Here is a 12,545-nt window from a genome sequence, read left to right on the forward strand (position 1 = left end):
CAAACGCAAACTGTAGGTCGCAAACATGACGATCAGTTTGCAGAAAGGTTACCGGGGCTCGGGGCCCCGGCAATTGCTGCGCATGCATTGTGTCTGCATGTTTAGCCGTGATGGCTACGGCTTGCCGTCGATCCGTGATACCCACTCGGTACTGCGGCTGTGGCCACTGGTACGCAGCAGGCCCAGGTCAAGCGGGTTGTCGCCCTCGGCGGCGCCTTTGCCCTGGGTGCTTTCGAGCACGGCGGTGCCCAGGTCGATCGGCGAGTTGGACGCGTCCAGCGACAGGTCGCGGCGATAGTCGCGACCGCTCAAGGTCTCACGGGTGACGCTGCTGCCGCCCAGCTCGACGCGGCCTTCGCTGGCCAGCAGCCTGGCACCGGTCAGGCGGGTATCGCCTGCCACTTCAAGGTCGATGCCCTGGGTGCCGGCGAGGGTGGTCTGGCGGGCGACGGTGTCACGTTGTTGATGACTAACTTGCACTTTGAGCGTCGGTGACAGGGCGGGCTCCGACTTGGCCAGCAGCTTGCCGGCCTTGTCGCGCACCTTGTCGCCGGCCGGCCCGGCCAGTGCGCTGGCGGCATTGATATGCCCCTGCGGGTTCTTCTCCTGGCTGAGGCGCCCGTCGACCGTCAGCGCCAGGCTGTCGACCCGGTCCTTGCGGCTGGCCACCAGCAGGTCGCCGCCCACTTTGCCGGTGATGCGCTCGGCGTCCAGGCGCGCACCTTCAATGCGTGTATCGCCACGGCTGTACAGGTCGATCTTCTCGGTGTTCAGGGTGCTGTCGCGCCATGTCTGGTTGTCGCGCCGGTCGAGTACCACCTGCACCCGGCCATGCAGGGCGCGCACATCCTTGTCGGTGGTTTCGCCGCGATTCAGCTTGAAACCGGCCCCGGCGGTGATATCGCGATTGTCGCGGTGCTCCTGCTGGCTGGAGGCCTCGATCAACAGGCCACCGTTCCTGGCATCCAGGCCAATCCGTGCAGCGTTGGCCTGCAACCCCTGAACCTGCAGGGCTACGTCTTCACGGGCCAGGCTGGTGAGTTGCAACGCGCCCTTGCTGGTAAAGCGGGCGTCCACGGCCTGACGGTCATGTTCATCCACCTTGGCGCTGGTGAAATGACCGCCCAGGTTACCGCCCTTGCCACTGCCGACCGTGCCGGCGATCTCCAGGCCGCCGCCGAGGGTGGACCCGCTGGCCTTGTGGCTATCGCTGGCGGCGCTAACGGTCAGCAGGCCGTCGCTGTGCAGGGTGATGTCGGCGCTGGCGTCGATGCGCGTGCCTTCCAGGTGCAGGTTGGCGGCGCTGCTCAGCTCGACCGCGCCTTTGGCGTCGATCTGGGCCACCTGCGCCTTGCTGTCCTCGCTTTGCCGCTGGCTGTGATCGAGGTAGCCGCGCACGTCCACGCCCTGGCTGCCGGGCCGGTTGCCGCCCTTGGCCCAGAGGCTGGCGTCCAGCTGCGTTTTGGCCTGCGTGGTGCGGTCATGGGCTGCGGCCAGGGTCAGGTTGCCGGCGCTGGTCACACCGACGGCGCCATCGCCACCGTTGAAACGCGTGACTTCATAGCGCCCATCGCTGCCCAGCTGTACCTGGATACCGGTTTGCCCATACAGGCTGCCGGGGCGGGCGAGGGTGGTGGTTTGCCCGTCCGTCAGGGTGCCGCCTTTGCCTTCGAGGCGGCCGTTGATGTCCTGCCCGGTGCTGGTGTCCACCCTTAAGCCGCCGTCGACTGCCAGGCGTCGCACCTCGTGCTGCTGCTCGTCGCTGGCGGCAAGCAGTCGATGGGTGTCGGCCTGGAGCTGCAGCGGGCCGCTGCTGGCGCGGTAGTGGGTGCCCTGGTCATCGATACGCTTGGCGTCGATGCGTACCGTGGCGCCACTGAACGTGCTGGCCTGGGCGCTGCTGTTGGTGTCGGTCTGGGTACGGGCAAGGTGATTTACGCTCAGGTCGGCGCCGACACTGGGGGGCGCCAGCGCGTCTTCGATGCCGGGCTGCTGGAAGCGCGCGGCTTCATCGCCGTTGACCAGGCGTTCGACTGGCCGGGAAATATCGCGGTACTCAAGGCTCGCCCCCAGGCTGCCCTGCCAGTGGTTGCTGCGCTGTTCGCGGGCCGTGCTGTTGTGCGCGGCACGGTTGTCGATGCGCGGGGCGTTGACCAGCAGCGTGCCTGCGGCCTCGACATTGGCCGCTTCGGTGGCCAGGTGCGGGGTGTCGATGCGCAGGTCGCCAGCGGCCTTGAGTTCGCTACGTTGCAGTGTGCTGCTGGTTTCGCGCTGGCTGTCCTCCTTGCGATGGCCGTCGAAGGCACTGCCGATACGGTCGATGCCACCGGTCACGGCAAGGCCGCCGCCGCTGCGGGTGTCGACCTTGTGGTTTTCCCCGGTATGGCGCGCGGCGTCGAGCACCACCTTCTGCGCTTGCAGGCTAAGGTCCCCGGAAGTGGCCAGTACCTGTGAGCCCGTGACTTTCAGTTGCCCGCCGCTGCGCAGGTCAACGGCAGCGCCGTTCAACGTGCTGGCGACCTGTTGCGTTGCCGATTGCCGTTCATCGACCTGGGCAACCTCGTAGCCGACCCTGGCATCGTACTGGCGCGAGTCCGGCTTGCCGTCCTGGGCCTGCCGGGTCTGTTGGGCGCTGGCGGTCAGATGGCGTTGTTGGCTGGAGCGCTCGGTGCTGTGGGTGGTTTGTGCACTTTCGATGTCGAGGTTGCCCTTGGCGTCGAGTTCCAGCTTCTGCCCGGCATTGAGGGTGGCACCGTGCACCTTCAGCTCATCGGCGCTGGCCAGGCGCAGGTTGCTGGTGGAGCGCAGGTCGCTTTGCAGCACCTGCTGGGTGTTTTGCCGGGTTTCACTGCTGTTGCCGAACAGGCCGAACACTTTGCTGTCATCGGTGTTCTGCTGTGTTTGGCGGGTGCTCTGCGCAGCCTCGACCGTGAGCGCGGCCTTGTCGCTGTACAACACCGCGTCGCCGCCACTGCTGACCGTGCTGCCACGGATGGCCATGCTGTCGGCACTGACACTGAGCGCGCCTTCGGCGCGCAGGCTGCTGCCGCTGGCCTGGTTGCCCTGGGTTTGATCGCCGTTGCGCTTGCCGAAGAAGGTGCCGGACACCAGGTCGCCGCGGTAGTCGCGCTGGTTGCTGTTGTCCTTGAGTGCCTGCTCGCTCACCTCGACCTGGCGTGCCTGCAACTGCAGGTCGCCCTGGCTGTGCAAGGTGCTGGCGCGGACCCGCAGGGCATTGCCTGCGCTGGCAATGATCTGCGCGCCTTCGAGGGTGCTGGGGCTGGCCTTTTCGCGGTATTGGCGGTTGTCGCTGTCGCCGCGCCAGAGGTGCTTGCGATGGCGCACCTGTTCCTCGACGGTGCTGCTGTCGACAGCGGCGTCGATTGTCAGGTCGGCGCCGCTGTGCAAGGCCAGCGCGCCGCCGGCCTGCAGGTGGGCGGCGCTCAGTTGCAGGCCATCGCTGGCATTGAGCGTGAGGCGGTCACTGGCCTGCAGTGCCGAGCCCTGTTGCGCGAGGTCGGTCTGGGTGCGCTCGCGGCTGTAGGTTTCGCTGGTGACGAACCACCATTTCTTGTCCCAGGCCTCGCGGTCTCGTTGCACCTCTTCGCGGGTGGCGGCATCCAGGGTGAGCGTTTGCCCCGAGCGGGCTTCGATGCGCTCGGCCTGGCCGCGGGTGGCGGTAAGTTGCAGGTCGCCAGCAGCGTCCAGCGTCAGTGCGCCGCGGGTGCTGGTCAGGCTGGCCTGGTGCTGCCCGGAGCCCTGCACGCGCAGGTCGCCGGCGGAGCGCAGGGTCAGCCCGTCATCGGCCTGCAAGGCCACGTCGCCGACCTTGACGCCTGCTCCTTCGGCGCTGCTCAGCACGCGGATGCGCCCGGCACGCATGGCGCCGAACAGGCTGGCGTCGATGCTGCCCGGGGTGCCGGGCAGGTGCTGCAGTACCTCGCCGCTGGCCGCGTCGAGGCGCTGGCGGCCGACGTTGAGGTTCAGCTCGCCCTTGGCCTCGAGCGGCCCGACGCTGTCGATGCGCGGGGCGATCAGGTCCAGCGCGCCCTCCTTGTTGGACTGGCCGTGCGTCAGTACCTGCAGCGCGCCTTCGGCCTTGAGCGTATCCAGGTACTTGAGCTGCTGGTCTTCGATGACCGGGGTGCCGACCAGGAAACCGGCGCGGGTGGTGTTGATGAAGCTGCCGCCGTTGAGGGTGATGCCGTTGGGGTTGGCGAGGATGTAGTCGGCGGCACGGCCGAAGATTTCCTGTGGGCCTTCGATCAACGAGGCGTTGCGGCTGATCACTTCGTTGAGGATGGTCGAGGCGGCCTGGCCCTGGAACTGTGGGTTGGCCGCCAGGGCGCCGGCCAGTTGCGACTGGCCGGCGTGCAAGGCGTTGTTCAGGACCAGGCCCTGGTTGCCGACGTTGTAGTCGAGGAACTGGTTGTGCGACAGGCCGCTGGCGTTGGGCGCGACGATATCGATCACCGGCACGCCGTGCGCCTCGCTGACCAATGGCGTGCCGCCGGGGCCTGGGGCCGGTTGCAGCGGGCCGGCGGCCAGCAGCGTGGGCGAGGCGCACAGGCAGAGGAATACGGCCCAGCGCAGCCGGTCGGGGCGCAGCGGGCGGAGATGTTCAGTGGGTTTCATGGTGCTCTCCTTTCGGTGGATGAATCAGAGGTTCAAGGTCCACTCCAGGCCCCAGAAGCCGGGTTCGAGCGCGCGGCGTGGGCGGTCGCTGGCGTACAGGGCGCGTTGGTAATCGAGGCGTATGCGGTTGCCGGGCAGGCTCAGCTCCAGGCCGAGGGCGCCGCCGGCCAGGCGCTGCGAAGGGCTGCCGTGATCGAAGCGGGTCCAGCCCAGGTCGAGCCCCAGGTAGGGGCGCAGTTGCACGGCGGGGGAGGAAAGGAGAGCGAAGGGGTAGCTGAGGGTGTTGCGCCAGGCGGCCCCGCTGGCGCCAGAGACTGTGCGTTGGCGCACGCCGCGGATACTGCTGTTGTCACTGAGCAGCAGCTGTTCGATGGCGGGCAGCGGGTCGGGGCTGTATTGCAGGTTCAGCTCGCTTTGCCAGCGCCAGGGGTGCCCGGGCGGTGCCTGGGCCAGGTACAGCAGGCTGGCGCGGTACTTGCGAAAGTCGGGTTTCGGGGCGCCGGGGCGCAACGCGCGGCGGTCGGCGCCGAGGGCGTCGAGGCCCTGGCTGACCCCCAGCGAGGCGCTCCACAACCCATGCTCCAGCCACAGCAGGTTGAGGCCGGCGTCGAGGGTGGTGAGGGTCGGGCTTTGCACGGCCAGGCGCTGGCGTTGCAGGTAGTTGTCCAGGCGTTTGTGGTCCAGGCGCAGGCCGGCGCTGAGCATGCCCTGCTGGTTGCGCCACAGTACGCGCTCGCCGCTCAGGCCCTGGAACTGGCTGCCTCCGCTGGCCTGGCGACCGCCGGGCAGGGGCGAGCGGTAACTCAGTTGGCTGGCGTTCAGGGCGAAGGTCCAGGGGCCGTAAGGGATGCTGTAGTACAGGCTGGCCCCCTGGCTGGCGCCGGGCGCCTGAAGCACGGTCGAGAACAGCGCCACCCGCAGGTCGTCGTTCAGCCCCAGCGGGCTGTCCAGGCCGAGCCCGAGGTTGAGGCGCTGGCGGCCGGTCTGTGGGCTGCCGCGGTTGTCGAAGCGGCTGTCCAGGTGCCAGCGGGCGCCGACCTGGCGCGGGATGATACGTACGCGCGTCGCCCCCGCCAGCTCGCCGGGCAGCAGGTCGGCGCCAAGGTCGTAGGCCCGCAGGCGATTGAGCTGGTCCAGGCCTTGCTCCAGGTCGGGCAGGTGCAGTGGCTGGCCTAGCAGGCCGGGGAAGGCACCGCGTAGCGACAGCGGTAATGCGTCGCCGGCCAGTTCGATGGACTCGACGAAGCCCTCGACGATCAGGATGTCCAGCGGTTGGCCGGGTTGCGGTGCCTTGAGCAGGTAGGGCCGCGCCAGTGGATAGCCGGCCTGCACGTAGCGCTCGGTCAGTGCCCTGAACAGCTGGTTGATGGCCGCCACGTCCATGCAGGGCTGCAGCAGCGGGCGCAAGGTGCGTTCGAGGTCGCTGGCCGAGAGCCGCCGATTGCCGCTCATGCGCAGCCCCGACACGGGCCAGCAGGGGCTACCGGCGTCATCTGGCGACGTGCCTCGCGGCGTGCGGCTGGACGGCTGGCGGTGTTGCCAACGCTGCAGGCGCTGGTGCTGCTCCAGTTCGCGCATCGACTGCTGCTGGTCACGCAGTTGCAGGCTGGCCGGGTCTTCTGCCGTGGCAGCCGGCACGTTGCACAGATTCAGCAGCAGGCAGGCGAGGTAAAGCTTGATGGCACGACTGAGGGTGGTCGGCATGGCGGAATCCGGCAGTTCGCGTACGAGGGAAGTGCGCGTTTGCGTGGATTCTATGAATGCGCCTAGGCGATTGGATGCGGTCCCGCGCCCATCTGAATGTCAGATGGGTGGTGAGAAAATGTAGGGAGTTTCCTAGGAAATTAGGCCAACGGGGTACTCGCTCAAGGGCGGATTTCGATCAAGGTACCGTCCTTGACCATGCTCCACACCTCGCGCATGTCGTCGTTGCGCATGGCGATGCAGCCCTCGGTCCAGTCGAGGGTGTGGAAGTACCACTCCGGGTATTCCTCGTTGATCGGGGTGCCGTGGATCATGATCATGCCACCAGCCTCTACCCCTTCACGGCGGGCCTTGGCAGCGTCGGTGATGTTCGGGTAGGAGATGTGCATGGCCAGGTTGTAGCGGTCGCTGACCTTGCGCCAGTCGAGCCAGTACAGGCCCTCGGGGGTTTTCTTGTCGCCCTCGCGCCCCTTGGCGCCCTTGGGTTGCTTGCCCAGCGAAATGCGGTAGGTCTTGAGCGGTTCGCCGCGGCTGATCAGTTGCAGGCGGCGTTCGGACTTGAGCACCAGCACTTTGTCGATCAACGGGCCCTGCACCACGGCGCTGGCGGGCGAAACGGTCTGCGCGACCGGTTGTGGCTTGCGAATGATGGTTTCGGTGAACGCGGCGTGCGACACCGAGGCGACACTGAGGCAGAAGAGGGCAAGCAACCAGCGCATGAAACCGTATCCCTGAAAACTTAAGTGGTGGACGACGCAACGTTCATCGGCGGCAGGTATTCATGGCCTATCGGGTAGTGCTGCCTGACGCGGTCGCGATAGTAGCATTCTAGTGTGCGTGTGACGGTGCGGAAAGCCAGCTCACCCCAAGGGATCTCGTGTTCTTCGAACAAACGTACCTCCAGGCTCTCGACGCCCACGGCAAAGTCCAGGTCGGCCAGTTCCGCGCGGAAGAACACGTGCACCTGGTTGATGTGCGGCAGGTCGAACAACTGGTACAGGCTCATCTCGGCGACCCGGGCGCAGGCTTCTTCGACGGTTTCGCGACGAGCGGCTGCGTCCAGGGTCTCGCCGTTCTCCATGAAGCCGGCGGGCAGGGTCCAGAAGCCGCGACGTGGTTCGATGGCACGCCGACACAGCAGCACCTGGCTGCCCCAGGTGGGCAGTACTCCGGCGACGATGTTGGGGTTCTGGTAGTGGATGGTCTGGCAATGCTCGCACACATACCGCAGGCGGCTGTCGCCTTCGGGGATTCGCTGGATGACCGGCTGGCCGCACGCGCTGCAGTATTTCATGCTTTCATCATTCCTGAGGGATCGGGCTATCTTGGCGCGCGCAGCCGGCCCACCGCAAGCAGCCCGGGGGCAGGGCTTGGGTGCCCGCAGGCTTTGGTGCATCATGCACGGCAGGCCTTGGAATCGAGAGTGCGTAATGCTGGACGAGCTTCTTCGCCGAATGAGCAACCACACCCCTGCGTCGTTGCAGGTAGACAGTCGTTTCCCGGAAGCGGCGGTGCTGTTACCCATCACCCGCAGCGACGAGCCGGAATTGGTGCTTACCCTGCGTGCCAAGGGCTTGTCCACCCACGGTGGCGAAGTGGCGTTCCCTGGCGGGCGGCGCGACCCGGAAGACCCGGACCTGGTGTTCACGGCCCTGCGCGAAGCGGAAGAAGAAATCGGCCTGCCGCCGGGCCTGGTCGAGGTGATCGGCCCGCTCAGCCCGCTGATTTCTTTGCACGGCCTGAAGGTGACGCCATTCGTCGGGGTGATCCCGGATTACGTCGAGTACCACGCCAACGATGCGGAAATTGCCGCTGTGTTCACGGTGCCGCTTGAGTTCTTCCGCCAGGACCCGCGCGACCACACCCACCGTATCGATTACCAGGGCCGCAGCTGGTACGTGCCCAGCTATCGCTATGGCGACTACAAGATCTGGGGGCTGTCGGCGATCATGATCGTCGAGCTGGTCAACCTGCTGTTCGATGCCGGCATCAGCCTGCACCAGCCGCCAGAGCGTTTCATCCAGAACTGAGCGGGGCACACCCCGCCACCGGCGTTCAACCGTGAGGAGCGACACATGAAATACCGCCTGGGCGACCTGCGGGTCGAGACCCATCCCACCAGTTGGGCCGCGCCCAATGCCACGCTGATCGGCAAGGTGCGCCTGCAGGCGCGTGCCAGCGTGTGGTTTGGCGCGGTGCTGCGCGGCGACAACGAGCTGATCGACATCGGCGAGGACAGCAACGTCCAGGACGGCACGGTGATGCACACCGACATGGGCTCGCCGCTGACCCTCGGCAAGGGCGTGACCATCGGCCATAACGCCATGCTGCATGGCTGCACGGTGGGCGACTACAGCCTGATCGGCATCAATGCGGTCATCCTCAACGGTGCGCGTATTGGCAAGCACTGCATCATCGGCGCCAATGCGCTGATCCCCGAAGGCAAGGAAATCCCCGACGGCTCGCTGGTGATGGGCTCGCCCGGCAAGGTGGTGCGCGAGCTGACCGAGCAGCAACAGCGCATGCTCGAAGCCAGCGCCGCGCATTACGTGCACAACGCCCAGCGTTACGCCCGTGAACTGGTGCCCGATGAAGACTGACGAACGGCCGGTGGCCTCGCCCTGCGTCAGCATCTGCGCCCTGGACGAGCAGGATATCTGCACCGGGTGCCAGCGCACGGTGAGCGAGATCACCCGCTGGGGGCGGATGGACAACCAGGAGCGCCGTGAGGTGCTCAAGCGCTGCCATGAGCGGGCAGTGGCGGCGGGGTTGATCATCGGCCAGTAATGCCTCGTAATGTTCACCACCCTGGTCGCGGGCTTGCGCAGCTTTCTGTAGGAGCGGCACAAGGCCGCTCCTACAGGGAGCGTGCGAGCCAAGTGGGCTTGCCGGCGATGGGGGCGGCGCGATTCCCTGCAATTGCGCGCAGAATCCAGTAATCTGCACGGCCTGCCCAGCCAACATTCCGAGTTATGTTCTATCTCATCGCCTACATCAGCAGCGTGGTGCTGATCAACTACGCCTTCTCCAGCGCGCCGCACCTGGACGTGATCTGGTCCGCCTGGGGCGGGTTGGTGTTCATCCTGCGCGACATGGTGCAGACCCGCTACGGCCATGGTGCGCTGCTGGCCATGCTGGTGGCGCTGGTACTCTCGTATGCTACCTCGGAGCCTGCCATCGCCTTGGCCAGCGCCACGGCGTTCTTCGTCTCCGAGCTGATCGACTGGCTGGTGTTCAGCGTCACCCGCCGGCCCCTGCGCGACCGCCTGTGGCTGAGCTCGGCGCTGAGCATCCCGGTGGATACCTTCATCTTCTTCGGCATGATCGGCGCATTGACACCCGTGGTGATCGGCACGGCGCTGGCGTCTAAGTTCGCCGGGGTTACCGCCGTGTGGCTGATCATGGCCTGGCGCGCCCGGCGCGCGGTGGTCGCATCCTGATGTAGAATGCGGGTCCAATTTTCAGCGGGCGGCAGCCAGCGTGGCGCGGCCCCGGACGCCTTCGAGGACCTGAAATGACCCGTATCGGAACCCCATTGTCGCCCACCGCGACCCGAGTACTGCTGTGCGGCTGCGGCGAGCTGGGCAAGGAAGTGGTGATCGAGCTGCAGCGCCTGGGCGTCGAGGTGATCGCCGTGGACCGCTACGCCAATGCCCCGGCGATGCAGGTTGCGCACCGCAGCCATGTGATCAACATGCTCGACGGCGTGGCCTTGCGCGCGGTGATCGAGGCGGAAAAACCACACTACATCGTCCCCGAGATCGAGGCCATCGCCACCGCCACGCTGGTGGAGCTTGAGAACGAAGGCTTCAACGTCGTCCCCACCGCCCGCGCCACCCAGCTGACCATGAACCGCGAAGGCATCCGCCGCCTGGCTGCCGAAGAGCTGGACCTGCCGACCTCGCCATACCACTTCGCCGACACCTTCGAGGACTACAGCAAGGCCGTCGCCGACCTGGGCTACCCGTGCGTGGTCAAGCCGGTGATGAGTTCGTCGGGCAAGGGCCAGAGCCTGCTGCGCAGCGCCGATGACCTGCAGAAGGCCTGGGACTACGCCCAGGAAGGCGGCCGCGCCGGCAAGGGCCGGGTGATCATCGAGGGCTTCATCGACTTCGAATACGAAATCACCCTGCTGACCGTGCGCCATGTGGGCGGCACCACCTTCCTCGAGCCGGTCGGCCACCGTCAGGAGAAGGGTGACTACCAGGAGTCCTGGCAGCCCCAGGCCATGAGCCCGAAAGCCCTGGCCGAGTCGCAGCGGGTGGCCCAGGCGGTCACCGATGCGCTGGGCGGGCGTGGCCTGTTCGGCGTCGAGCTGTTCGTCAAGGGTGACCAGGTGTGGTTCAGCGAAGTCTCGCCGCGCCCGCATGACACTGGCCTTGTGACCTTGATTTCCCAGGACCTGTCGCAGTTCGCCCTGCACGCCCGGGCGATTCTCGGCCTGCCGATCCCCGTGGTGCGCCAGTTCGGCCCGTCGGCGTCGGCGGTGATCCTGCCTGAAGGCCAGTCACAGCAGACCAGTTTCGCCAACCTGGGCGCAGCCCTGAGTGAGCCGGACACCGCCATTCGCCTGTTCGGCAAGCCAGAGATCAATGGTACTCGGCGCATGGGCGTGTGTCTGGCGCGGGACGAGTCGGTCGAGGCCGCGCGGGCCAAGGCGACCCGGGCTTCGCAGGCGGTCAAGGTCGAGTTCTGATCTGATATTGCTGGGGCGCGTTGCGCCCTTTTCGCGGCACAAGGCCGCTCCTACAGGGATCGCACATCCCTGTAGGAGCGGCCTTGTGCCGCGAAAAGGGCTGCAAAGCAGCCCCAAATGATCAAAGCTCGGTATTGCGCGTTTCCTTCAGGCACAGCACGGCAATCAAACTGATCACCGCCGCCGCCGACACATACCCCCCCACCCAGCTCAGCCCGCCCATGCTCACCAGCTTCTGGGCAAAGAACGGTGCCGCCGAGGCGCCGACGATGCCGCCCAGGTTGTAGGCCGCCGAAGCGCCGGTGTAGCGCACGTGGGTCGGGAACAGCTCCGGCAGCAGCGCGCCCATCGGGGCGAAGGTCACCCCCATCAGGAACAGCTCGATGCTCAGGAACAGCGCAACGCCCATGGTCGAGCCCGAGGTGAGCAGCGGTTCCATGGCAAAGCCCGAGGCGATGGCCAGCACAGCACCGACGATCAACACCGGTTTGCGCCCGTAGCGGTCGCTGAGCCAGGCCGACAGTGGCGTGGCCAGGGCCATGAACACCACGGCGAAGCACAGCAGGCCGAGGAAGGTCTCGCGGCTGTAGCCCAGGGTCGACACGCCGTAGCTCAGCGAGAACACCGTGGAGATGTAGAACAGCGCGTAGCACACCACCATCGCCGCCGCGCCCAGCAGGGTCGGCAGCCAGTACTGGGCGAACAGTTCGACCACCGGCAGCTTGACCCGCTCCTGGCGCGCCACGGCCTTGGCGAATACCGGGCTTTCCTCGAGCTTCAGGCGCACGTAGAGGCCGACCAGCACCAGTGCGGCGCTGAGCAGGAACGGGATGCGCCAGCCCCATTCGCGGAACTGCTCGTCGCTGAGCACCAGGGCCAGGGTGAGGAACAGGCCGTTGGCGGCCAAAAAGCCGATCGAGGGGCCCAGTTGCGGGAACATGCCGAACCAGGCGCGTTTGCCTTCGGGGGCGTTCTCGGTGGCCAGCAGCGCCGCACCACCCCATTCACCGCCCAGGCCCAGGCCCTGGCCGAAGCGCAGGATGCAGAGCAGGATCGGTGCCCACACGCCGATGCTGTCATAGCCTGGCAGCACGCCGATCAGGGTGGTCGAGACACCCATCAGCAGCAGCGAAGCGACCAGGGTCGACTTGCGCCCGATGCGGTCGCCGAAGTGGCCGAACAACGCCGAGCCCAGTGGCCGGGCGAGGAAGGCGATACCGAAGGTAAGGAAGGCCGCGAGCATCTGCGCGGTGCCCGAGCCGGACGGGAAGAACACCGGCCCGATCACCAGGGCGGCGGCGGTGGCGTAGACGTAGAAATCGTAGAACTCGATGGCGGTGCCGATAAAGCTGGCGGTGGCCACCCGCGCGGGCGAGTTGACCGGGGCCGCCGAGGCAGGTTCGGCGTAGGTGCTGCTGGTAGTCATGCGTAGGTCCCTGACAGTCGATGCTCCATGGGGCACGGCCCATGTGGCGGGCACACGGGAGCCGGAGCGTATTGTTTTGAGTCG

General features: G+C 66.7%; 10 protein-coding genes. 5 read left to right on the forward strand and 5 right to left on the reverse strand.

The window, feature by feature from the left end:
• Positions 1-114: 114 nt before the first annotated feature.
• From L6D77_RS22600 to L6D77_RS22615, 4 genes are all read right to left on the reverse strand, one after another.
• Positions 115-4,635 carry a hemagglutinin repeat-containing protein gene (locus L6D77_RS22600; RefSeq protein WP_232885145.1) on the reverse strand — a complete coding sequence of 1,507 codons (4,521 nt, stop codon included), beginning with the start codon at positions 4,633-4,635 and terminating at the stop codon, positions 115-117.
• A gap of 24 nt (positions 4,636-4,659) precedes the next feature.
• Positions 4,660-6,339, reverse strand: coding sequence for a ShlB/FhaC/HecB family hemolysin secretion/activation protein (locus L6D77_RS22605; protein ID WP_232885144.1), 1,680 nt, complete (start codon positions 6,337-6,339; stop codon positions 4,660-4,662).
• Positions 6,340-6,500: 161 nt separating this feature from the next.
• Positions 6,501-7,058 carry a L,D-transpeptidase family protein gene (locus tag L6D77_RS22610; RefSeq protein WP_232885143.1) on the reverse strand — a complete coding sequence of 186 codons (558 nt, stop codon included), beginning with the start codon at positions 7,056-7,058 and terminating at the stop codon, positions 6,501-6,503.
• Positions 7,059-7,078: 20 nt separating this feature from the next.
• Entirely contained in the window at positions 7,079-7,633 is a 555-nt protein-coding gene (locus tag L6D77_RS22615; RefSeq protein ID WP_232885142.1) for an NUDIX hydrolase, read from the reverse strand.
• A gap of 136 nt (positions 7,634-7,769) precedes the next feature.
• Between L6D77_RS22615 and L6D77_RS22620 the strand changes: the two genes are divergently transcribed.
• The 5 genes from L6D77_RS22620 (at position 7,770) to purT (ending at position 11,035) form a co-directional block, all read left to right on the forward strand.
• Positions 7,770-8,369, forward strand: a complete 600-nt coding sequence (locus L6D77_RS22620; protein WP_232885141.1) for a CoA pyrophosphatase — start codon at positions 7,770-7,772, stop codon at positions 8,367-8,369.
• 45 nt (positions 8,370-8,414) lie between these two features.
• Positions 8,415-8,939 (forward strand): gamma carbonic anhydrase family protein, encoded by a 525-nt coding sequence (locus tag L6D77_RS22625; RefSeq protein WP_125465257.1) that lies wholly within the window; start codon positions 8,415-8,417, stop codon positions 8,937-8,939.
• A complete protein-coding gene (locus tag L6D77_RS22630) occupies positions 8,929-9,126 on the forward strand; it encodes a DUF1289 domain-containing protein (RefSeq protein WP_232885140.1) in 198 nt (65 codons plus the stop codon). The genes L6D77_RS22625 and L6D77_RS22630 overlap by 11 nt, the downstream gene beginning before the upstream one ends.
• Positions 9,127-9,311: 185 nt before the next feature.
• A complete protein-coding gene (locus L6D77_RS22635) occupies positions 9,312-9,779 on the forward strand; it encodes a VUT family protein (protein ID WP_153788482.1) in 468 nt (155 codons plus the stop codon).
• Positions 9,780-9,853: 74 nt separating this feature from the next.
• A complete protein-coding gene (gene purT, locus L6D77_RS22640) occupies positions 9,854-11,035 on the forward strand; it encodes a formate-dependent phosphoribosylglycinamide formyltransferase (RefSeq protein WP_232885139.1) in 1,182 nt (393 codons plus the stop codon).
• Between the two features lie 121 nt (positions 11,036-11,156).
• On the opposite strand, the gene L6D77_RS22645 is transcribed toward purT, so the two are convergent.
• Positions 11,157-12,461 (reverse strand): MFS transporter, encoded by a 1,305-nt coding sequence (locus tag L6D77_RS22645; protein ID WP_232885138.1) that lies wholly within the window; start codon positions 12,459-12,461, stop codon positions 11,157-11,159.
• Positions 12,462-12,545: the final 84 nt, after the last annotated feature.

The organism is Pseudomonas parasichuanensis, from assembly GCF_021601385.1.
In the GTDB taxonomy this organism is placed as follows: Bacteria; Pseudomonadota; Gammaproteobacteria; order Pseudomonadales; family Pseudomonadaceae; genus Aquipseudomonas; species Aquipseudomonas parasichuanensis.